18 protein-coding genes are annotated in these 19,085 nt (G+C 46.1%); 15 read left to right on the forward strand and 3 right to left on the reverse strand.

All coding sequences use genetic code 11. From position 1 onward, the window contains the following. The first annotated feature begins 38 nt into the window (after positions 1 to 38). The 7 genes from sufB (at position 39) to AC58VC_RS13620 (ending at position 6,012) form a co-directional block, all read left to right on the forward strand. The gene (sufB, locus tag AC58VC_RS13590; protein WP_497369294.1) at positions 39 to 1,436 is read left to right on the forward strand and encodes a Fe-S cluster assembly protein SufB; all 1,398 of its coding nucleotides are present in this window, start codon (positions 39 to 41) and stop codon (positions 1,434 to 1,436) included. Positions 1,437 to 1,610: 174 nt separating this feature from the next. Next, complete coding sequence (locus AC58VC_RS13595; RefSeq protein ID WP_497369295.1) at positions 1,611 to 2,720, forward strand: C40 family peptidase; 1,110 nt, start codon at positions 1,611 to 1,613, stop codon at positions 2,718 to 2,720. A 117-nt stretch (positions 2,721 to 2,837) separates the two neighbouring features. Beyond that, positions 2,838 to 3,059: a hypothetical protein gene (locus tag AC58VC_RS13600; protein ID WP_161408984.1), complete on the forward strand. Its 222-nt coding sequence runs from the start codon at positions 2,838 to 2,840 to the stop codon at positions 3,057 to 3,059. Next, positions 3,056 to 3,775, forward strand: a complete 720-nt coding sequence (locus AC58VC_RS13605) for a hypothetical protein (RefSeq protein WP_497369296.1) — start codon at positions 3,056 to 3,058, stop codon at positions 3,773 to 3,775. Before AC58VC_RS13600 ends, AC58VC_RS13605 begins: the two co-directional genes overlap by 4 nt. A 4-nt stretch (positions 3,776 to 3,779) precedes the next feature. Then, a complete protein-coding gene (locus AC58VC_RS13610) occupies positions 3,780 to 4,976 on the forward strand; it encodes a glutathionylspermidine synthase family protein (RefSeq protein ID WP_497369297.1) in 1,197 nt (398 codons plus the stop codon). Further along, the gene (locus tag AC58VC_RS13615) at positions 4,973 to 5,626 is read left to right on the forward strand and encodes a signal peptide protein (RefSeq protein WP_497369298.1); all 654 of its coding nucleotides are present in this window, start codon (positions 4,973 to 4,975) and stop codon (positions 5,624 to 5,626) included. Before AC58VC_RS13610 ends, AC58VC_RS13615 begins: the two co-directional genes overlap by 4 nt. Further along, positions 5,623 to 6,012, forward strand: coding sequence for a DUF350 domain-containing protein (locus AC58VC_RS13620; RefSeq protein ID WP_497369299.1), 390 nt, complete (start codon positions 5,623 to 5,625; stop codon positions 6,010 to 6,012). Before AC58VC_RS13615 ends, AC58VC_RS13620 begins: the two co-directional genes overlap by 4 nt. Positions 6,013 to 6,019: 7 nt before the next feature. On the opposite strand, the gene AC58VC_RS13625 is transcribed toward AC58VC_RS13620, so the two are convergent. The 3 genes from AC58VC_RS13625 to AC58VC_RS13635 are packed head-to-tail and all read right to left on the reverse strand — an operon-like array spanning position 6,020 to position 8,897. Continuing rightward, the gene (locus AC58VC_RS13625; protein ID WP_497369300.1) at positions 6,020 to 7,063 is read right to left on the reverse strand and encodes an HD-GYP domain-containing protein; all 1,044 of its coding nucleotides are present in this window, start codon (positions 7,061 to 7,063) and stop codon (positions 6,020 to 6,022) included. 46 nt (positions 7,064 to 7,109) lie between these two features. After that, on the reverse strand, positions 7,110 to 8,174 hold the full coding sequence (locus tag AC58VC_RS13630) for a ThiF family adenylyltransferase (RefSeq protein ID WP_497369301.1): 1,065 nt from the start codon (positions 8,172 to 8,174) through the stop codon (positions 7,110 to 7,112). Between the two features lie 21 nt (positions 8,175 to 8,195). After that, positions 8,196 to 8,897 (reverse strand): molybdenum cofactor biosynthesis protein, encoded by a 702-nt coding sequence (locus AC58VC_RS13635; protein WP_497369302.1) that lies wholly within the window; start codon positions 8,895 to 8,897, stop codon positions 8,196 to 8,198. A 128-nt stretch (positions 8,898 to 9,025) separates the two neighbouring features. Between AC58VC_RS13635 and AC58VC_RS13640 the strand changes: the two genes are divergently transcribed. The 8 genes from AC58VC_RS13640 to ytvI all read left to right on the forward strand — a co-directional run bounded on the left by AC58VC_RS13640 (position 9,026) and on the right by ytvI (position 19,078). Continuing rightward, the gene (locus AC58VC_RS13640) at positions 9,026 to 9,496 is read left to right on the forward strand and encodes a molybdopterin-binding protein (RefSeq protein WP_497369303.1); all 471 of its coding nucleotides are present in this window, start codon (positions 9,026 to 9,028) and stop codon (positions 9,494 to 9,496) included. Beyond that, entirely contained in the window at positions 9,493 to 10,941 is a 1,449-nt protein-coding gene (locus AC58VC_RS13645; RefSeq protein WP_497369304.1) for a bifunctional metallophosphatase/5'-nucleotidase, read from the forward strand. The genes AC58VC_RS13640 and AC58VC_RS13645 overlap by 4 nt, the downstream gene beginning before the upstream one ends. Positions 10,942 to 11,044: 103 nt before the next feature. Continuing rightward, on the forward strand, positions 11,045 to 11,857 hold the full coding sequence (locus tag AC58VC_RS13650) for an undecaprenyl-diphosphate phosphatase (RefSeq protein ID WP_497369305.1): 813 nt from the start codon (positions 11,045 to 11,047) through the stop codon (positions 11,855 to 11,857). Positions 11,858 to 11,977: 120 nt separating this feature from the next. After that, on the forward strand, positions 11,978 to 13,111 hold the full coding sequence (locus AC58VC_RS13655; protein ID WP_497369306.1) for an HD-GYP domain-containing protein: 1,134 nt from the start codon (positions 11,978 to 11,980) through the stop codon (positions 13,109 to 13,111). A gap of 64 nt (positions 13,112 to 13,175) precedes the next feature. After that, positions 13,176 to 15,404, forward strand: a complete 2,229-nt coding sequence (locus AC58VC_RS13660) for an MMPL family transporter (RefSeq protein ID WP_497369307.1) — start codon at positions 13,176 to 13,178, stop codon at positions 15,402 to 15,404. 118 nt (positions 15,405 to 15,522) lie between these two features. Then, complete coding sequence (gene yfkAB / locus AC58VC_RS13665) at positions 15,523 to 16,650, forward strand: radical SAM/CxCxxxxC motif protein YfkAB (RefSeq protein ID WP_497369308.1); 1,128 nt, start codon at positions 15,523 to 15,525, stop codon at positions 16,648 to 16,650. 29 nt (positions 16,651 to 16,679) lie between these two features. After that, entirely contained in the window at positions 16,680 to 18,017 is a 1,338-nt protein-coding gene (locus tag AC58VC_RS13670) for a hemolysin family protein (RefSeq protein ID WP_497369309.1), read from the forward strand. A gap of 14 nt (positions 18,018 to 18,031) precedes the next feature. Further along, positions 18,032 to 19,078 (forward strand): sporulation integral membrane protein YtvI, encoded by a 1,047-nt coding sequence (gene ytvI / locus AC58VC_RS13675; protein ID WP_497369310.1) that lies wholly within the window; start codon positions 18,032 to 18,034, stop codon positions 19,076 to 19,078. Positions 19,079 to 19,085: the final 7 nt, after the last annotated feature.

Consider the following 19,085-nt stretch of genomic DNA (forward strand, 5'->3'; position numbering starts at 1 on the left):
ATTGATCTATAACCCATTACGCTAAGGAGGAAATAACCATGGCAAAACAAATGCCAGATCTTGAAGATTATAAGTATGGTTTCCGAGATGAGCATAAATCGATTTTCCAGTCCGGAAAAGGTTTGACTCGTGAAATCGTTGAAGAAATCTCCAGAATGAAGGGCGAGCCGGATTGGATGCTTGAGTTTCGTCTGAAATCCTTGGAGCAGTTCTTCAAAATGCCGATGCCTCGTTGGGGCGGTAATATGGATGATCTTGATTTTAATGATATCCAGTACTACGTGAAACCGTCAGAGAAACAAGGTAAAACATGGGAAGAAGTTCCTACAGAAATTAAAGAAACATTCGATAAGCTGGGTATTCCGGAAGCAGAGCAAAAGTTCCTTGCTGGTGTTTCCGCGCAATACGAATCCGAAGTTGTTTACCACAGCATGCAAAAAGAGCTTGAAGATCAAGGCGTTATCTTTACAGATACGGATTCAGCTCTTCGCGAACACCCTGAACTGTTCAGAAAATACTTCGGTACTATCATTCCGCCAAGCGACAATAAATTCGCTGCTCTCAACAGTGCGGTATGGTCCGGTGGATCCTTTATCTACGTACCAAAAGGCGTTAAATGTGAAGTGCCATTGCAAGCTTACTTCCGTATTAACTCCGAGAACATGGGTCAATTCGAACGTACATTGATCATTACAGATGAGGAAAGCTTTGTGCACTATGTAGAAGGCTGTACAGCTCCTATCTATAGCACAAACTCACTTCACAGTGCGGTTGTTGAGATTGTATGTCTCAAAAACTCCCGTGCTCGTTATACAACGATCCAAAACTGGGCACCAAACATCTACAACCTCGTTACTAAACGTGCAGTTGCAGAAGAAGGCGCTACAATGGAGTGGGTCGATGGCAACATCGGTTCCAAATTGACAATGAAGTACCCGGCAGTTGTATTGAAAGGCCGCGGCGCGAAAGGTATGGTTCTTTCCATCGCAGTAGCTGGTAAAGGACAACACCAAGATGCTGGTGCGAAAATGACGCATCTGGCTCCGGATACAACATCAACAATCGTGTCCAAATCGATCTCCAAGCATGGCGGTAAAGTAACATACCGTGGTCTGGCTTCCTTCGGACGCAACTCCCAAGGTTCCAAAGCGAATATCAAATGTGATACGTTGATTCTGGATAACGAGTCGACATCCGATACAATTCCTTACAATGAAATCATGAACGATAATATTACGCTTGAGCATGAAGCTACGGTATCCAAGGTTTCTGAGGATCAATTGTTCTACCTCATGAGCCGTGGTTTGACGGAAGCGGAAGCTACGCAAATGATCGTTATGGGCTTCATTGAGCCATTCACCAAAGAACTTCCAATGGAATATGCCGTGGAAATGAACCGTCTCATCAAGTTCGAGATGGAAGGTTCCATCGGTTAAGATTTCACAAGGCGAACCCCAGTATTCGGGTTCGCTTTTTTTGTACCCTTAAAAGATCCATAATAACTTCCAACATGCTCCATGCATTCTAGACTTAGCTAACGTATATTTATTTCCCACAATTCTCAACCTATAGAGGATCATAATGTGTCCCTAAAGGAGAGAAGTGAAGGTATGTGGAAAAGGCTGAAACTTGCAGCAATCGGGAGTATGGCTATCGTTCTAGCGACAACAACGGCTTGTGGGAAAGATCAGGCACCCCCTAATAACTCAGCACCGACGCCGAACGGAGTGACACAATCAGGCACAGGTACTGCGGTGCCGCACAGCCTGTCGCAAGCAGGGAACGGAATAACGAAATTAGGTAACGACGATGCAGTTTTACCCATTAAAGTGATCAACAATGTAAAATATGTTGCAGCCAGTGAGCTTATTCAAACATTGAAGTTCCAATCCGAATGGGATGCAGGAGCTCAGAAGCTGCTAGTTGGTGATAATGATGCGAATTTCGAACTGTCAGCAAATTCCAATAAAGCGATGAAGGATGGGGAAGAAATCCATGTAGGTGAGCCATTCGTCAAAGAAGGTGATGCCTTGTATTTGCCAGTTTCGGCCATAGCGGATTTATTTCAAGATGAAATGTCGTATGACACCAGTGACATTCAATTGAACATACATCCTTCGCCCGTTGCTCCGCTTGAGAATGAAGATTCTCCTGACCCTAGCGCGGATACGCTGGAGCTGGCATTTGCAGACGATCCGAATGATCCTTTCAAAGGAGAAACAACGGATGGAGCGAACCCTGCCTCATTGGGGCTACCTGTCGACGACGATTCACAGGTATGGGCATCTGCTGGGGAGAAAGCAATTCCAGTTCTGAAAAACATCAATATTAATGCTTTGATTAACAAAGGTGAGCAATATAAAGGGGTTAAATATAAATTCGGCACAGGCCCATACCCTCAAACCGGCAAATTTGATTGCTCAACTTTCACCCAATATGTGTATGGGAAATACAGTGTTAAGCTGCCGAGATTGGCTCGCCAACAAGCATCGCTCGGGAAGTTGATTAGCCGCAAATCTCTGCGGAAAGGCGATTTGATGTTTTTCTATGTCCCAGGACGCTTCAAATCAAATAAGAAAGTCGGACATGTGGGCATCTATATTGGTAATATGAAAATGCTGCATGCCTCCCCAGAGCCAAAGAATGGGGTACAGATCAGTAATATCAATAAAGCGTACTGGAAAAAAACGTTTCTTCGTGCGAAACGTGTTGTAACTTAAAGCGTTCAAGTCTATCCTTAGGGGTAGGCTTTTATTATTTTCTGTCAAGATGAAACAAAAGGTCGGCTCGTGCGTTTTATCTAGTATGAAGTCATCGATGAAGGAGGATGAAACCGAATGACAATTACACTTTTGGAAAAATTGGCGGATGGACAGCTTTTGAAAATTAGTGAACGTCCGTGGGATGAAAAGCTGATGCAAGCTCTAGATGCAGCGAACTATGTGCTCATTGGCGGTAAGGAATATGAAATGATTGAAGGAAGATTGAATTTAGATTTGAATGTGTTTGAGCTTTTATTAGTTGCAATTGGTTCTGAAGGGGGAGGGAACAAGCAGTGAAAAGACCGCTCAAGGTATTTTCAGCTTCCATAAGTCTGGTACTGGTCGGGCAGCTTCTGCTGTTACCAGCCTATGCCGCGGAGACGCCGGCACCGAACACAGCTTCCTCCAAGCTGGTCGAATGGTCCAATGATGAAGTGAAAGCCTATTTCGACCCAGCCGTAGACTGGAATTTACCTATTCCTCCAGCAGCAGGCGCAGTTTCGCCATCGCCTTCTCCTACACCGACAGCAGGCAGTGGCGGTTCGGGAGGCAGCACAGCGCCCATCATTGTTAATAACTATGGTGGAGGCAGCGGGTTTGGATGGGATGATTTGCTCTTATACCATCTTATTTTCAATAGCCCAAGTCCTTATTCCTCAAGCAACTGGGGGAACAGTCATCGTTCTTATTACTATCGTTCCAATACACCTTATGTTACAAAATCATACCAACCCAGCACGTTCTCCAATCGATCAACGACCAAAGCGCCAACGACGTCAAGTGGGTCTGGAACTTTTACAACGAATAAGTCATCCTCATCTACCACGAAATCGGGAACTACAGGAAATACGGGAACTACAGGAACTACAGGAGCCACAGGGAATACAGGTTCCGTTAGCAGTTCAGGTACGAGCAGCGGCACAACGTCAAGCTCGAAATCAACATCGACATCAACTGGCAGCATAGGCGGCAAATCGAGCGGTTTCAGCTCCTCATCCAGCTCAGGAGGTTAATGCGGTGGTATTCGAAGTCATAGGTACGCCAGCTCCGAATAGAGAGCACAAAGTCCAACAGCTTGCTGAGCTTGGATTCACATGGGCCAATCTGGAAGACGAAGCGTACTGGATCGATCAAATTGTCCTTATGGAACAATCAACTTATAACGAGCTAATTGTCGCGGCAAATGCATTGTGGCGCGTATTTGATAAAGCTGTTCGCTACGTGAAAGGGAACAGGGCGTTATACCAACAGCTGTCGATTCCCGAAGTTCTCTGGGATGGACTTGACCGGCTGGAACTGGGTGACATAGGGGTCATAAGCCGCTATGCAAGATTTGATTTCACTGTGGATCAACAGGGGAGTATCAAGCTGTTAGAGCTCAATGCTGACACTCCAACAGGTTATGTGGAAGCCGCGATTGCGACACCATGGTTATGTGAGCAAAAAGGTTATACCTCCCCGAATACGGATATGAAAAACCTAATCCGCGCTGCATGGGACATTGAGGCGCCGGATTTCGCTGCATGCATTGCCTATGGCCAGAACGCGGAAGATACAGGGACTATTGATGCACTCGTTGCTCATAGCGGAAGAAACATGACATGTGTGGATTGTCTGGATTTGTGGATTGACGAAGGCGTAGTCAAGGTCGGGGAGCAACAAATCATTTCCAGCATGTTCGCACTGTATCCAAAGGAATGGATGGGTGTTGATGATGGCGGAGAGGCGCTTTCTTATGCGATTGAAGAACAATTCATCCAACTGTTTAATCCTTTGCATGCGGTTATTTTGCAATCCAAGGGTCTGCAAGCCATTGTCTGGGGACTACACACGGAAACCGCAGCCTTGTTCACCTCGGAAGAGCATAAGGCTATAGCTGCTTATATGCTGCCTACCTTTTTTTCTCCTGAGTTGTCGGGAGATTATGTGTCCAAATCCATGTTTGGAAGAGAAGGAGGCTCGGTTGAGCTTTATGACGCTACGGGGGAGCTAGAGGTCAAAGACGAAGTTGGCTTTGATACGAGTGTTTTTTTTGAACGTGTGTATCAGCAAAGGGCTGATTTGCCCGAGTTATCTTTTGCTCATGGGGATAGGCATTTATTAACGGGGTTGTTCGTATTGAACGGTACACCTTGTGGACTCTTAGGGCGAGCCGGCGGGAAAATTACAGGAAACGCAAGTCAATTTGTACCGATTGGAGTGAAAACACCTTGAAACAAAGACGATTCTGGCTTATGGCAGCAGTCGCCTTGGTCGTCATTCTGATGATCTGGGGCATTAGCAGCCTGTTCAATAAGAAGCCCTCTGTCTTAAGCAAACCGGTCGAAGGAAGCTCGGCAACGACAAGTGTTAGCGACATGAATGGCGATGTACCTTGGGATTATCAGGTGCAGCAGGCAAAAGTCGGGGATTTGCTCGATGGAGATATGGTTCTGCTGCCAAATAACGAGCGCATATCGAATGACCAGAACTTTGCAACCGGCGATCAAATTTATGTGCTTAGCTATATGCAGGCAACGATGAAAACAGACAGTCAAGGGAAGAACGACGTGACACTTTCCCAATGGAAACCGATTAAGACCTTCAAAACAAAGGAAGAAGCCGATAAAGATTTGGAAGAGCTTAAGGTTGAAATTAAGACGGATGTGAAGCTGATAGGTGTTTATAAAACGGAGTTGGATGGCAAATTCCGCTATTTCGCAGTTGCTGATCTGCCAACAGGGCAAAAGGTGAAGCAGCCAATCCCAGAGGATCGCTATACAAGCTTTAAAAGCAAGAAAGAAGTGCAGGTTATTTTAGAGGAAGTACACGATTACAGCAATTATGATCAATCTATGGCGAAGTTTCGGGGGTGGGCAGAATGATAGTCTTAAATATTGTGATCAGTTTATTTGTCATAGTCCTGCTACAATTTGCAGGGATGTATGTATTTAGTTTAATGACGCCCTACCGCGATATGGAAGAAATAAATAAAGGGAACGTAGCCGTTGGAATCACGATGGGCGGTAAATTTGTCGCTACAGCCATCGTGCTGGCGATTGCCGCATATAGCAATTCCTCGATCTGGCACATGAGTTTGTGGTTTGCGGTAGGTTACGTCTGTTTGCTTGCTACTTACTGGGTGTTCGATTGGTTAACGCCTGGCGTTAAGCTATCTGATCAGTTAAAAGAAGGTAATGTAGCAGTCGGCACTTTGCTAGCTGCCGTGTATATCGGTATTGCTCTTGCAGTCAGCTCGCTTATTATCTAGAAAAGCATTAAATTGCGATTGCTGTTATTTCGACGTCGCTAAGTTGCGCAAGATCCAGGAATTGATTATTGATTTTGATGAGTGGCCGGAAAAAGTCGGTAGGATTGGTCATAACGATTGTACCGACTCGCCCGTCGCTAAGTGACACTGTTTTCCCGATAAAGTTAGGAATCATGTTACGAATAAATACCTGTGTGATTTTCGGATCAAGCTGTCCGAAACTCATCCGGTGAAGCTCTTTAAGAACGAATAAGAGGTCGCGCTTATCTTGGTACACACGCTTGCTAATCATAGCGCTATACACGTCTGCGACAGCAACGATAAGCGAATAAGAATGAATCTCCGTGCTTTTTTTGCGTAACGGATAGCCAGTACCGTCCATGCGCTCATGATGCTGAAGGGCAACAAGTGCAAGCGCATTGTCTTTCAAAGAATTTTTAATAATTTCATACCCGAAGATGGTATGTTTTTGAATTTCATCGTACTCATCATTTGTTAACTTGCCAGGCTTAAATAGAATTTCCTGAGAGATTTTACATTTTCCTACATCGTGTAAATAGCCGGCTGTGCCAATAGTAAGCGCTTCTTTCTCGCTCTTGTTCATCCATTTGGCAATATAGTAGGAAAGCATACCTACTTGTACACTATGCTGGAAAGTGTAATCATCTTGGCTGCTTAAGGAAAGAAGCAAGGAGACGACGTCATTCTCTTCCTCAAAGCTCGAGATTAAGGGATTGAAAGCGGATTCTATCATTTCCATAGAAAGCTTTTCCCCATTTTCTGCAGAACGAAATATGTCTTTTATGCCGGAAATGCAATCATGGAAGGAATTTAACTGAGCCAGATTTACTTTTGCAGATTGTGCTGGCTGAGTCTCGACTTCTTTAACCCTTGGGGCAATATCCACATATTCCACATTATGGCGATTAAGCATCAATATGTCGCTTGCATCCACCACGGTACCTGCTGATAGAAGATGAAGTCCTTTTGTGTTGTAGGAATCGGAAATCAGTTTATCACCAACAATTAGTTGAAGTACGTGTATATGCATTGAAGTTCCTCTCCCAGTCCTATATTCGTGTAGGTATATTGTAATACTACATCCCTATATAACGGCTGTAAAGACTTTTGGCTTGAATTAAATCATCCGTTCCTTGAATGAGGACGCGACCATCAGGGAATATAATCATGTGCAAATCAGGGCCTGCCTGGAACTTTAAAAGGAACCGGTTTCGCTCGACCGAACCTAGCGGTCTCAAGCGCTCTTCCCAGTATTCAAGCGGCTTGGCAGCAGGAAGAACAGGATGAATCTGAACCGAGTTACGACCGCATAAGGATTGAATGGTGTCGCTGTCCATGTCAGTCTCCAAGTAGTCGTACTGCTTGCTCGCACAGGCGGGACAATCCGCTTTTAGTGCGCCAGTCACGTTAATCGCGGAGTGCTGGTTGAACCAGAGGTCCCACTGCTGCATCCGGAGATTCAGATGCTCGGTAGCGCCAACTAGCAGTTTAAGAGCCTCAGTTGCTTGAAATGAAGCAACGACATGTATGATTCCGCCTATCACACCAGCTGTATCGCAGGTTTCGGTCGTGCCAGCAGCGGGAGCTTGGGTGAACAAGCAACGCAGGCATGGCGTCTGTCCTGGGAGAATCGTCAAAGAGACGCCTCTTGAGGCAACAGCACCGCCATAAATCCACGGAATGCCTAATTTGATACTCACATCGTTAATAAGGAACCGAACAGAGAAGTTATCTGTACCGTCTAAAATTAAATCTACATCCCCTAACAAATCTTCCGCATTCGTAGCATTGAGATCCATGACATGAGGTTCGATTGTGACGAGTGAGTTCACTAGTTGCAATCGTTTGGCTGCTGCAATCGCCTTAGGAGTCATCATCGCCGCATCTTCTTCGTCATACAACATTTGCCGTTGCAAATTGCTAGCTTCTACAAAATCGCGGTCAATCAAGCGAACATATCCAACCCCAGCGCGCACCATATGATTGGCAAGCACTGTGCCCAGGGCACCCATGCCAACGATAGCGACACGGCTGCTAATCAGTTTACGCTGCCCTTCTAGACCAATAGGGGAGAAGAGCACTTGTCTTGAATAGCGCGCATCTACCCCATTTTCTTCCTCCGTATGTAAAAATGTATCCACGTAAATCATCTCCAATTCGCTCTAATCCGTAAGTGTCGTTTGCAGCGGATTCCAAGGGCCCGTTTGGCTGCCTTTCCATTCCGAGCCGTCTTCCCAAATTTCTTTTTTCCAAATAGGTACGATTTGTTTCAATCGTTCAATTGCGTAGCGGCTTGCCTCGTAGCAGCTAGCCCGGTGAGGAGAGGAAACGGCAATCACGACACTAGCCTCCGCAATGGCTACCTTGCCGAGCCGGTGGGTGATCGCACTTAGCGTGCCCGGCCAACGGTCGGCAATTTCTTGACCGATTGTCTCCATAGTTTTGAGCGCCATAGGAATATAAGCTTCATATTCCAGCAGGACAGTGCGCTGACCATGCGTCATCTCTCTCGTTGTCCCAATGAAGAGGAGCGAAGCCCCGTGATTGGGATGGTTAACTTTAGCTGCAACTTGTCCAGCATCAATTGAATCGTAGGTAATTTCATATAGGGAGGGCTGCCCTCCGGAAACAGGTGGAATGAGAGCAAGCTCATCGGCCGTAGTGACCCATTCGCTCTCATCTGCGTAAGCTTGATTTTTAGCAAAAAAACAAGATTTCAGCTGTGGCGCTGCTGCCGGATACTTATCCGTGATCAGCTGTCTAAGCTGCTCGATCGAAACGGCATCTTGGTCGATTGCTATATGTAGGACGGAAGTCCCGAAAAGTTCAACAAGTCCTGCAAAAAGTTGGATGTTTAAGTTCACAATTTTGCTCCTAAATGCTTAGTGTGAGAATCCCTTACAGCATATCATATTTCGACCAAGGAATGGTATAATGGATAGGGCCTTGGGAAAGCAAAATGAGCTTATGGGATGAAAGGAGAATGGTCAGGATGCAAGCAGATTTACGCATACAAGTGTCAGACCCACATCTTACACACGAAACATTTACAGTACAAGAACTTGTTGATCTGGCGGAGATGAAATTGGCGCTTGAGGACCGTGTTCCGAACGTTTCAGGGGATGCATTTGATCTAAAAGCATGGTATCGAAGCTGGAAAAACAGTCGTGGCGGACAAGCTGAAAGCGAGCCTACGCATGTAAAGGTAGAGGCTGTTGATGAATTTCAGGCGTTAATGTCGTGGTCGGAAGTAGACTCAGCTCTTTTTCTCTACGCTCAGGATGGAGAACCACTCAAGAAGGGGTACCCAATTCGCTTGTATGTGCCAGATGGAAGCAGTGAATGCCTTAATGTTAAAAGTGTTGTACATATCTGGTTTCTTCATGATGCCGCACTAGGCGAAGAAGCGAGCTTTGGATTTAAAAATAAAGTAACGCTCGATGAGCTGAAAATCAAGAAATGAAACGACTTCTGATTTTACATACGAATGATTTGCATAGCCATTTTGAGATGATGCCCAAAATTAGTGGCTACTTTAACCAAGCTCGCCAGGACTGGCCACCCGAGCAAGTGTTGACGCTGGATATTGGCGATCATATGGACCGGATGAGCCCGGAGACAGAAGGTACCAATGCCATAGCCAACTTGGAAATCATGAATGCAACAGGCTATGATGCGATGGTACTTGGCAATAATGAAGGGCTGACGTTCACGCCTGACTTTTTAAGAGCTACATTCAAGGATCATGCGCGTTTTCCTGTTCTTGGAAGTAATATTTACGAAAGAACGACACACCTTACTCCTGACTGGCTGCTGCCTTCCTTGACGATTGAAAAGTCTGGTTTGAAGATTGGCATTATCGGTGTGACAGCAGCTTATCCAGCTTACTATGAGCTGCTCGGTTGGGATGTGACAGACCCGTTTGAGGCTGTCAAGATACATACGGAGCTGTTGCGTCCTCACACAGATCTCATCGTGGTCATGTCCCATCTCGGTCTGCCGATGGATAGGCGCATAGCTGAAGAGATCGAGGGCATCGATGTGATCCTTGGCGGCCATACGCATCATGTCCTGGAGGAGCCGCTCCTGATCAGGGGCACCTATCTGGCTGCGGCCGGGAAGTTCGGGCAGTATGCCGGCCACATCGAACTTGCCTACGATCCGGTGCAGCGCCGGATCGCACAGTTCCAGAGCCGCGTCGTCCCGATGACGACGGGCAGCGAAGAAGACAGCAGCGTAGCCGCGCTGCTGGCACGCTTCCGCATCGCCGGCGCAGCGGCGCTGGATGAAGAAGTGGCGCAGCTGCGGGAGCCGCTGCGCCTGGACTGGCACGGCGAATCCCCGCTCGGCAACTTGCTTGCCGCAGGGATTCGCCGCTGGACCAGCGCCGATATCGGGCTGGTCAATAGCGGCCAACTCCTTCAGGGACTGAAGGAGGGGCGCTTGACGCGCGGCAGATTGCTAGAAATCTGCCCAGGGCCGATCAACCCGTGCCGCATGCTGCTTAGCGGCGCAGACTTGCAGCAGGCGCTCGAAGAGTCGCTGCTGCCTGAATTCATGGAGAAGCCGATACGGGGACTCGGCTTCCGGGGCGAGGTGCTAGGCGCGCTTAGCGTCGACGGTATCACCGTCGAGTGGGACAGCTCCCGAGCACCTTATGAACGTATCATCACCGTCCATGTAGGCGAAGAGCTTTTGGACCCTGGCCGTGACTATGTCGTGGGCACGATAGATATGTTCACTTTCGGATCCGGATACTTATCCTTAAGCCGTGGGAAAGATGTGGTGTACATGCTCCCGGAGTTTATTCGCGACGTGCTTGTCTGCGAGCTTACGGATCATGAGGCAATTGCAAGCAGCCACTCAGCAAGATATATGGACCAAAGCGGCTCCACAGCGAGGGGTTAAACCTACGAATTCGTCAATAAAGTTGTCAGATCACATAGGTTCCAAGTAAAATAGATAATTGGACAGGAGTCCGACCATAATCTTATACCTTTAGGGGGAAACCATGCATACTATTTTTGAAGCGATCATTATCGGGATCGTAGAGGGATTGACCGAGTTTTTACCGGTATCCTCAACAGGGCACATGATTTTGGCGCAAAGTTTGCTCAACACGCAAAACGACGAAGTCATGAAAACTTTTGATTTCGTGATTCAGCTTGGAGCTATCATGGCTGTCGTCATTATTTATTGGAAACGGATCTTATCCTTGTTTGGTTTGGTGAAAAGAAAAAGCGAGAGTAGAAGTGGGAAAAAACTGAATCTGCTGCATATTCTTATTGGTATTTTGCCTGCTGGCATCATCGGTATTTTGTTTAACGATATTGTGGATGAGAAGTTGTTTAATTCGACGACGGTCGTTATCGGACTTATTCTGGGTGGTATTTTGCTAATCATTGCGGAGAAGAAGAAAGAGAGGCCAAGTACCGAGGTATTGGATGACTTAACTTACCGTCAAGCTTTCTTCATCGGTTTATGGCAGCTTATATCGATCTGGCCAGGATTCTCCCGTTCCGGATCAACGATTGCTGGAGGGATGCTCTCAGGCGTTAGCCGCGCAGCCTCTGCAGACTTTACATTTATTATGGCAATTCCGATTATGTTCGGGGCTTCCGGCGTCTATTTTTTGAAAAACTATGAAGCTCTTTCTTCCAATGACTTTGCTTTTTTCGCAGTAGGGTTTGTGGTGGCTTTCATCGTAGCTCTGTTAGCGGTAGTTTCTTTCATTAAATTTGTCCAAAATATGAAATTGACCTATTTTGCCTACTATCGTTTCGCAGTAGCCATTGTATTTGCACTTTATATGTTTTTAAAGTAAATAGACTATGAAATTTAATAGCGAACCGCGTCGAAAGATGCGGTTTTTTATGTTGAACTTTTAGATGAAATCTATTACATTTAGATAGATAATAACGTTCAGCTACACGGGGGTCCTTACATGCTGTTAATGCCGATCAACAAGTGTCATCCTGGAATGAGGCTGGCTAAGAATATTTACAACGAAGATGGTATGGTTTTACTCGCTGTTAACGTTGAGCTAACACAGAGATTAATCGATCGGCTATTTTCATATGGTATCGACTATATTTATATCGCAGATTCCCGGACCGATGACGTTATTCAAGTTGATATTATTCAAGATGAAACGCGAAGCAGAGCTGTTCACGAAATTCGGCATACCTTTAAGAAGGTCATGGAGGATTCGAACAAACGCGGAGCTGTTAGCTATTATGATATCGGACGTAATTTCCGTGATGTGATGAACATGATTATTGATGATTTAAGTGCCCACCAAGGCGCTATGGTCATGCTAAACAATATGAATATAAAAGATAATTATCTATTCCAGCATTCGGTGAATGTCAGTATTTACGCCATCATGCTTGGAATTAGCTATGGATATAGCCGTGAAAAGTTGGAGACGCTTGGACTTGGCGCTTTGCTGCATGATATTGGAAAGACCAAAATTCCACTTGGCATCTTGCGCAAGCCCTCGCAGTTGACGAATGATGAATTCATGGAAATGAAGAATCATACCACGTATGGTTTTCAGATTCTTAAGGATGAGCCGAATATTCCACTGTTATCAGCGCACTGTGCTCTTCAGCACCATGAACGGATAAACGGAAGTGGTTATCCACGAGGTATACAAGGTCCGGATATTAATGAATTTGCGAGATGGATCGGTTTAGTAGATTCCTACGATGCTATGACAACTACTCGTGTATATCGCAGGCCGTTATTGCCTCATGAAGCCATGGAACAGCTTTTTGCAGGCTCAGGCACGATGTATGATCAAAGCCAAATTGCTTTATTCCGTGATAAAATCGCGATTTACCCGCTAGGCATTACCGTGAAATTGAACACAGGCGAATTCGGAATTGTCTCCAAATTAAATTTGACGGTTCCGCAGAGACCGGTCGTTCGTATTCTTCAGGATGAAGTGGGCAGAGAGCTCAAAGAACCGTATGAGATCGATCTCTCCATCAAGCATTCCGTTCTAATTTCAGAAATCGGTGAAATTAAAATAGAAGAGCTGGACACAGAATCGGGTATGCCAACTCTACTTTGAGATAAAATAAAGATAACGAACATGAAGAACCTGGGATCCCAGGTTCTTTTTGCAGATCAGGGGGATGTGTGTGAGAGAATCAGCGGTGAAAGGGAAATTCTGGAGATGGGGATACGCCATGCACAGGTATCGTTGGCTAGTCCTTACGCTTTGCGTATTGCTATTCCTTAGTTTCGCGCTATTCGCACAGAAAACACCCGGGATACTCAAAGACAATGGCTTTACACCAAAAGGAAGCGAGTCAGATCTCGGTCTCATCCAATTGCGGGATGAACTAGGCGTCCCTCTTACGACGATTAATTTGGTCTACACGGGGGAAGGCCTCGATATGACCAAGAAAGAGCCGCAGCAAGCCATCATGGATTCACTTAGTGAATTAAGAAAGCTGTCTTATGTAGAAAGTGTGAATTTCGTTGCCACACCTCGGAATGAAGGGCATTTCGATGTCCAGGCTGTCAACGTTTCGCTGAATCTGGACACGGACCCGGCACTGGAGAAATACCCCGAATTGAAGGAACGTGTGCATCCTCCTGCTGGGATGAATGTGTACGTAACTGGTGGACCTGCTATTTTGCACGACATGCAGGAAGCTAGCAAGCATGATATTGCCAAATCAGAAGCCATTGGCCTGCCCATTGCGCTGATCGTGTTGTTAATTGTTTTTGGAACGTTAGTCGCGGCGCTGCTGCCAATGATCGTGGGACTTATGAGCGTAACTCTCACACTAGGGATTACCTATTTTATTGCCCAGCATCAGTCCTTATCGAATTTTCTTCCGAATATGGTGACGATGTTGGGACTTGCCGTCGGGATTGATTATGCGTTGTTCCTGGTTAGCCGTTTCCGGGAGGAACTTAAGGTACAGCCGAGTGTAGCTGAGGCAGTAGCAATGACTTGCCAGACCGCTGGAAAATCTACTTTCTTCTCCGGCATTGCGGTACTGATCGGATTACTCGGTATGCTGTTCGTTGATCTCACGTTTTTTCGCTCCTTGTGCTTAGGCGGGATCATTGTGGTATCTATATCTGTTGTTGTCGCCAATACGATGCTGCTATCGCTTCTGGGGTTACTCGGTAAGCGAATTAATTCGCTTCAGGTGCTCCCTAGGCGCTTCCGTAAACAAGAATCGTCCCGATTTTGGGAAAAGGTTGCCTACGGTGTGATGAAGCGACCTGTTCTGCTTGTCATTCTGGTTGGTGGAGCTTTGATCTATGCGATGACCCCCATTGGTCAAATGAAGCTGAGTGTGCCAAATGCCGAGGTGCTGCCTCCTAACTACGAGTCGCGATACGGATCGGACTTGCTTAAAACAGCTTATGATCCTCGGATGATGGGACCCATTCAAATCCTTGTACATACGGAAGAAGAAATATGGGAAGAGTCATCGATACGTCAAGTTCGGGCGTACGTGGATAAAGTGAGTGGTGTTTCGGGCGTCAAAGAAATCCAAAGCTACCTCAGCTCGCTAGGGCAACATCCCGATGCTGAATTAGCAGGTATGCTGAAGGCTCCAGGAGTTAAGGATCAGATCGAAGGGGGCAAGCTGGCGAAGGGACATACAGCGCTGCTTGTTGTGGTGCCTGAGAAGGACACGGATGACCCGTCGACGGATGGGCTTGTAAGGAAACTTCGCGCCTTGGATCGGGAAGGACTCGGTGTGGCGGTCACTGGCGGGCCAGCGTATCGACTTGATATTATCGATCGTATTCAAGATGAAATACCTTCCGTGCTCACTTTTGTTATGGGGATTACGTATATCGTCCTTCTACTTGCCTTCCGGTCTATTCTGCTGCCTCTAAAGGCCGTTCTCATGAATATGTTAAGTCTAGGCGCAAGTCTTGGGTGCGTAGTGTTAGTGTTCCAGCATGGCTATATGGCAGATTTGCTTCACATCACGTCCATTGGTTATGTCAGCGCAACGCTGCCGGTTATTATCTTTTGCGTTGTGTTCGGCATCTCGATGGATTATGAAGTCTTCTTGATTTCTCGCATCATGGAGGAATATGAAGCAAGCGGAGATAATGATAAAAGCACGGCGGAAGGACTCAAAAAAACAGGCAGTTTAATTACAAGCGCAGCTTTCATTTTGGTTGTAGTCGTCGGTTCGTTTATCTTCACAGATATTGAGATCATGAAGGCTCTTGGTCTAGGACTTGGTCTCGCGGTTCTCATTGATGCTACGATTGTTCGTGTCATGCTCGTTCCCGCTTTGATGAAGCTGCTTGGAGACGCAAACTGGTGGGCACCGAAGTGGTTGCGAGTGAAATCGCCGAATCCTGCGGGGAAACCGTAAGGAAAGAGAAGGCGGTTTCCTTTTTTTCGCATCATAAGTTACAATAAAGGGCATAGGTATAGGCATGATAAGAACAAATTGCAAGTGAATAGGAAATGATAGGTCAGGTGTGAACAGCATGAATATGAATGGAACACGCTCCTTTTTACCGGAGTTATCTCCCGCTTATGACCCTTGGGACCCGATTCGGTCCTATCGGCAATACGGGAAACACGTACTTACTAGTGTAGAGTTAACGATTACCAATCTGTGTAACATGCGCTGTGAGCATTGCGCGGTAGGCGATTCGTTAACGATGACGGAAGGGCCACGTATTCCCTTACCCGTTATTCTAAATAAACTGGATCAGGTAGAGCATTTGGAGACAATCAGCTTGACAGGCGGAGAACCCTCTTATCATATTAAGATTGTCAAAGATTACATGTTGCCCATCCTTAAATATGCGCGCGAACGGGGTGTTCGTACACAAATCAACTCCAATTTGACACTCGACTTGGAGCGGTATGAACTGCTTGCTCCTTATCTGGACGTCATGCATATCTCCTTTAATTACTTGAATGCTGACGATTTCCACCAGGTTGGTTTCGTTAATTCACAGCATCCAGTAGGCCGCGAAACAGCCGTGCGCATGTATGAACGTATGGTAGACAATACGATAGCGCTCAGCAAAGGCGGACTTTACGTATCAGCGGAATCCATGATTAATACGCGCACGCATGAGAAGCTTCCACAAATACACAGGCTAATCGATGAAATGGGCTGTAAGCGTCACGAGGTTCACCCCATGTACGCGAGCTCTTTTGCCTCACATTTGCCAATGGTTTCACTGGACGAGTTAAGAAGCAGCATTCATCGCCTGCTGGACAGTCGCAATCGCGAGATGTGGATGTTATTCGGCACACTGCCGTTTTTCGCTTGTAATGAGCTCGGAGAGGACCGAATGCTGGTGAAAAGGCTTCGCGAGGAGCCAAATGTGACGGTTCGGAATGATCCGGATGGGCGAAATCGTCTAAATGTGAGCACATTTACTGGTGAAGTATTCGTCACGGATTTTGCGAATGAACCACCTCTGGGCAATATCCATGATGATCATCTGGATACTATTTTTGCAAGATGGGAGAACAATCCCCTCAATCAAAAGGTGAATTGTTTCTGCAGCGCAGCTTCTTGCTGCGGCCCGAACCTGCTGGTTGCTGATTCGTATTATCGTTCCATTGATTTTAAAAGCCGACAAGCTATTATCTAATATCATCTATCTGAAGGAGATATCCGCACTTGCCACATACTTCCTTTGAAATTGGTCCAATTGTACTTAATCTGGTATTAGTAATTATCCTGGTTCTGCTGAATGGCTTCTTCGTTGCTGCTGAATTTGCCCTTGTCAAGGTGCGGCATTCCCGCATCCAGCAGCTGCTTAATGAAGGCAGCAGCAAGGCTAAGTATGCGAATAAAGTAACATCGGAATTAGATACGTACCTGTCAGCCACACAGCTCGGAATTACTTTAGCCTCATTAGGTTTAGGTTGGGTAGGGGAACCGGCTGTTTCTGAGCTGATCATGGAACCGTTCTTCCACGTGCTAGGCTTAGAAGCCACTGTTTACACGCATGCGATATCTTTCATCGTTGCCTTTGGTTTCATTACCTTCCTCCATATCGTGCTGGGGGAACTGGCACCTAAGTCTTTCGCGATTCAAAAAGCGGAATTAACCTCATTATGGCTCTCTGCGCCGCTGTTGTACTTCTATCGCTTGTTCCGTCCGATTATCTGGGTGCTCAATGGTACCGCTAATAAATTCTTATCCTGGATTGGCGTAGAACCCGCTAGCGAGCATGAGTCGGCGCATACAGAGGAAGAGATACGTATTCTGATGGACGAGAGCGTGAAGAGCGGACATATCGATCAAGATGAAATGGTGCTTTTTGATAATATTTTTGAATTCTCAGAGCGTATTGCAAGGGAAGTCATGCTGCCGCGGACCGATATGGATTGTTTATATCTAGAAATGAGCTTTATCGAAAACTTGCGGATGGTTCATGAAACGAAACATACCCGTTATCCTGTTGCTGACGATGATAAAGATAGAATTGTCGGATTCGTACATATTACCGATCTGTTGACGGCCGATCCTGATGTGGAGCACGAGATTAGTGAATTCATTCGACCTATTCTGAATGTGCCGGAATCCATGGAAATAAGCCGTGTTTTGAAATTAATGCAGAAAAAGCATTCGCAATTAGCGATCGTTGTGGATGAATACGGCGGTACTGCAGGTTTTCTCACTTTAGAGGACATTATGGAGGAAATCGTTGGCGAGCTGCATGACGAATTCGATATTGACGAACGACCAGAAGTTGAAGTGAAGGATAAGTATACATCCGTAGACGGACGTGTACTCATTGAAGACTTGAACGATATGCTGGATCTGGAAATTGAAGACGAGGATGTAGACTCTATAGGCGGATGGTTATTTAAGAAGCTGGAAGGAGCCCCGGTTAAAGGTAAAAGAGTGGCTTCGGGCAATCATGTTTTTGAAGTTTCTGAAGTAGATCGATTGCGTATTGTACGTATACATATTACCAAAATCAATGCTGTAAAGCCTGGAAATGAATAATCGGAGGAATTCCTATGTCGCTTAAGACGACACTAATCATAGTGCTTGGATTGCTGGTCCTATACGGATTTTTCACGATAGGGTTACCTTTCCTGCTTGCCTTGGTTACAGCTATTTTTTTGGACCCTCTAACGTTGCTGCTGATGCGAGCTATGAAGGTAAATCGGTTGGTCGCTGCGTCGATCATCGGTACTATTTTTACGCTGCTGACGATTGCTTTGTTCTATTTCATTGGGTTTAATGTTGTGTCAGAAGTCATTGATCTGGGCCGAAAAGCCCCTAATTATATGGACGATGTCAATAAATACGTCGATCAGGCCGTTAGCCAAACTCAGGTGTTCTATGATTCCTTGTCGCCCGAGATGGCGGCGCAGGTGCAAACCTGGGTAGAGCGAAGCACAGAAACGTTAACCGCTACATTAACCGACATGCTCAGCGGAATTTCGGGGTTCTTCCTGAATATGGCGGGCAAAATTCCGAATTTCTTTATCGTCATGATCGTCTACATCATCGCTTTATATTTATGCATGTTTAGCTTGCCGAAACTGAGAGTTGCGTTTCTGTCTACGTTCGAGGACCAGACGAGAACTAAGATGGAGAATGTCCTAGTGTATTTGAGGGAAGCCATTTTTGGGTTCATTCGTGCTCAGCTCATCATGGCGATATTAACATATTTGGTCACTTTCGTAGGCTTGCTGGTGCTCAGGGCGGAATATCCGTTAGCTATTTCTTTGCTGGTGATGGTCATGGAATTCGTTCCTGTCATTGGTACGGGGCTCGTGTTCATTCCATGGCTTGGTTATCAGCTGTTAGTCGGGCATACGGGGATGGGAATTGGCTTATTAGTCTTGTTCCTTGCTTTGACAATCTTCCGTCGTATTGTGGAGCCTAAGGTGCTTAGCGAAGCCGTAGGGATTAATGCTCTCGCAGCTTTAATAAGCTTATACATTGGCTTCGAGCTGTTAGGTGTAGCAGGTTTGTTCTTAGGACCCTTGGTTGTTATTATTTATCAGGCGATGCGGAAGGCCGGTCTATTGAAATTGAATATTAAGTTGGACTAAAACGTGC

The sequence above is a fragment of the Paenibacillus sp. J22R67 genome, assembly GCF_059692175.1.

Excerpts from the sequence above, each read along its gene's own strand:
- sufB (WP_497369294.1), top strand. The coding sequence starts at position 39 with ATGGCAAAACAAATGCCAGATCTTGAAGATTATAAGTATGGTTTCCGA.
- AC58VC_RS13640 (WP_497369303.1), top strand. The coding sequence starts at position 9,026 with ATGCAAGCAGATTTACGCATACAAGTGTCAGACCCACATCTTACACAC.
- AC58VC_RS13645 (WP_497369304.1), top strand. The coding sequence starts at position 9,493 with ATGAAACGACTTCTGATTTTACATACGAATGATTTGCATAGCCATTTT.
- AC58VC_RS13625 (WP_497369300.1), bottom strand. The coding sequence starts at position 7,063 with ATGCATATACACGTACTTCAACTAATTGTTGGTGATAAACTGATTTCC.
- AC58VC_RS13620 (WP_497369299.1), top strand. The coding sequence starts at position 5,623 with ATGATAGTCTTAAATATTGTGATCAGTTTATTTGTCATAGTCCTGCTA.
- AC58VC_RS13595 (WP_497369295.1), top strand. The coding sequence starts at position 1,611 with ATGTGGAAAAGGCTGAAACTTGCAGCAATCGGGAGTATGGCTATCGTT.
- AC58VC_RS13660 (WP_497369307.1), top strand. The coding sequence starts at position 13,176 with ATGTGTGTGAGAGAATCAGCGGTGAAAGGGAAATTCTGGAGATGGGGA.
- AC58VC_RS13650 (WP_497369305.1), top strand. The coding sequence starts at position 11,045 with ATGCATACTATTTTTGAAGCGATCATTATCGGGATCGTAGAGGGATTG.
- yfkAB (WP_497369308.1), top strand. The coding sequence starts at position 15,523 with ATGAATATGAATGGAACACGCTCCTTTTTACCGGAGTTATCTCCCGCT.
- AC58VC_RS13655 (WP_497369306.1), top strand. The coding sequence starts at position 11,978 with ATGCTGTTAATGCCGATCAACAAGTGTCATCCTGGAATGAGGCTGGCT.
- ytvI (WP_497369310.1), top strand. The coding sequence starts at position 18,032 with ATGTCGCTTAAGACGACACTAATCATAGTGCTTGGATTGCTGGTCCTA.
- AC58VC_RS13600 (WP_161408984.1), top strand. The coding sequence starts at position 2,838 with ATGACAATTACACTTTTGGAAAAATTGGCGGATGGACAGCTTTTGAAA.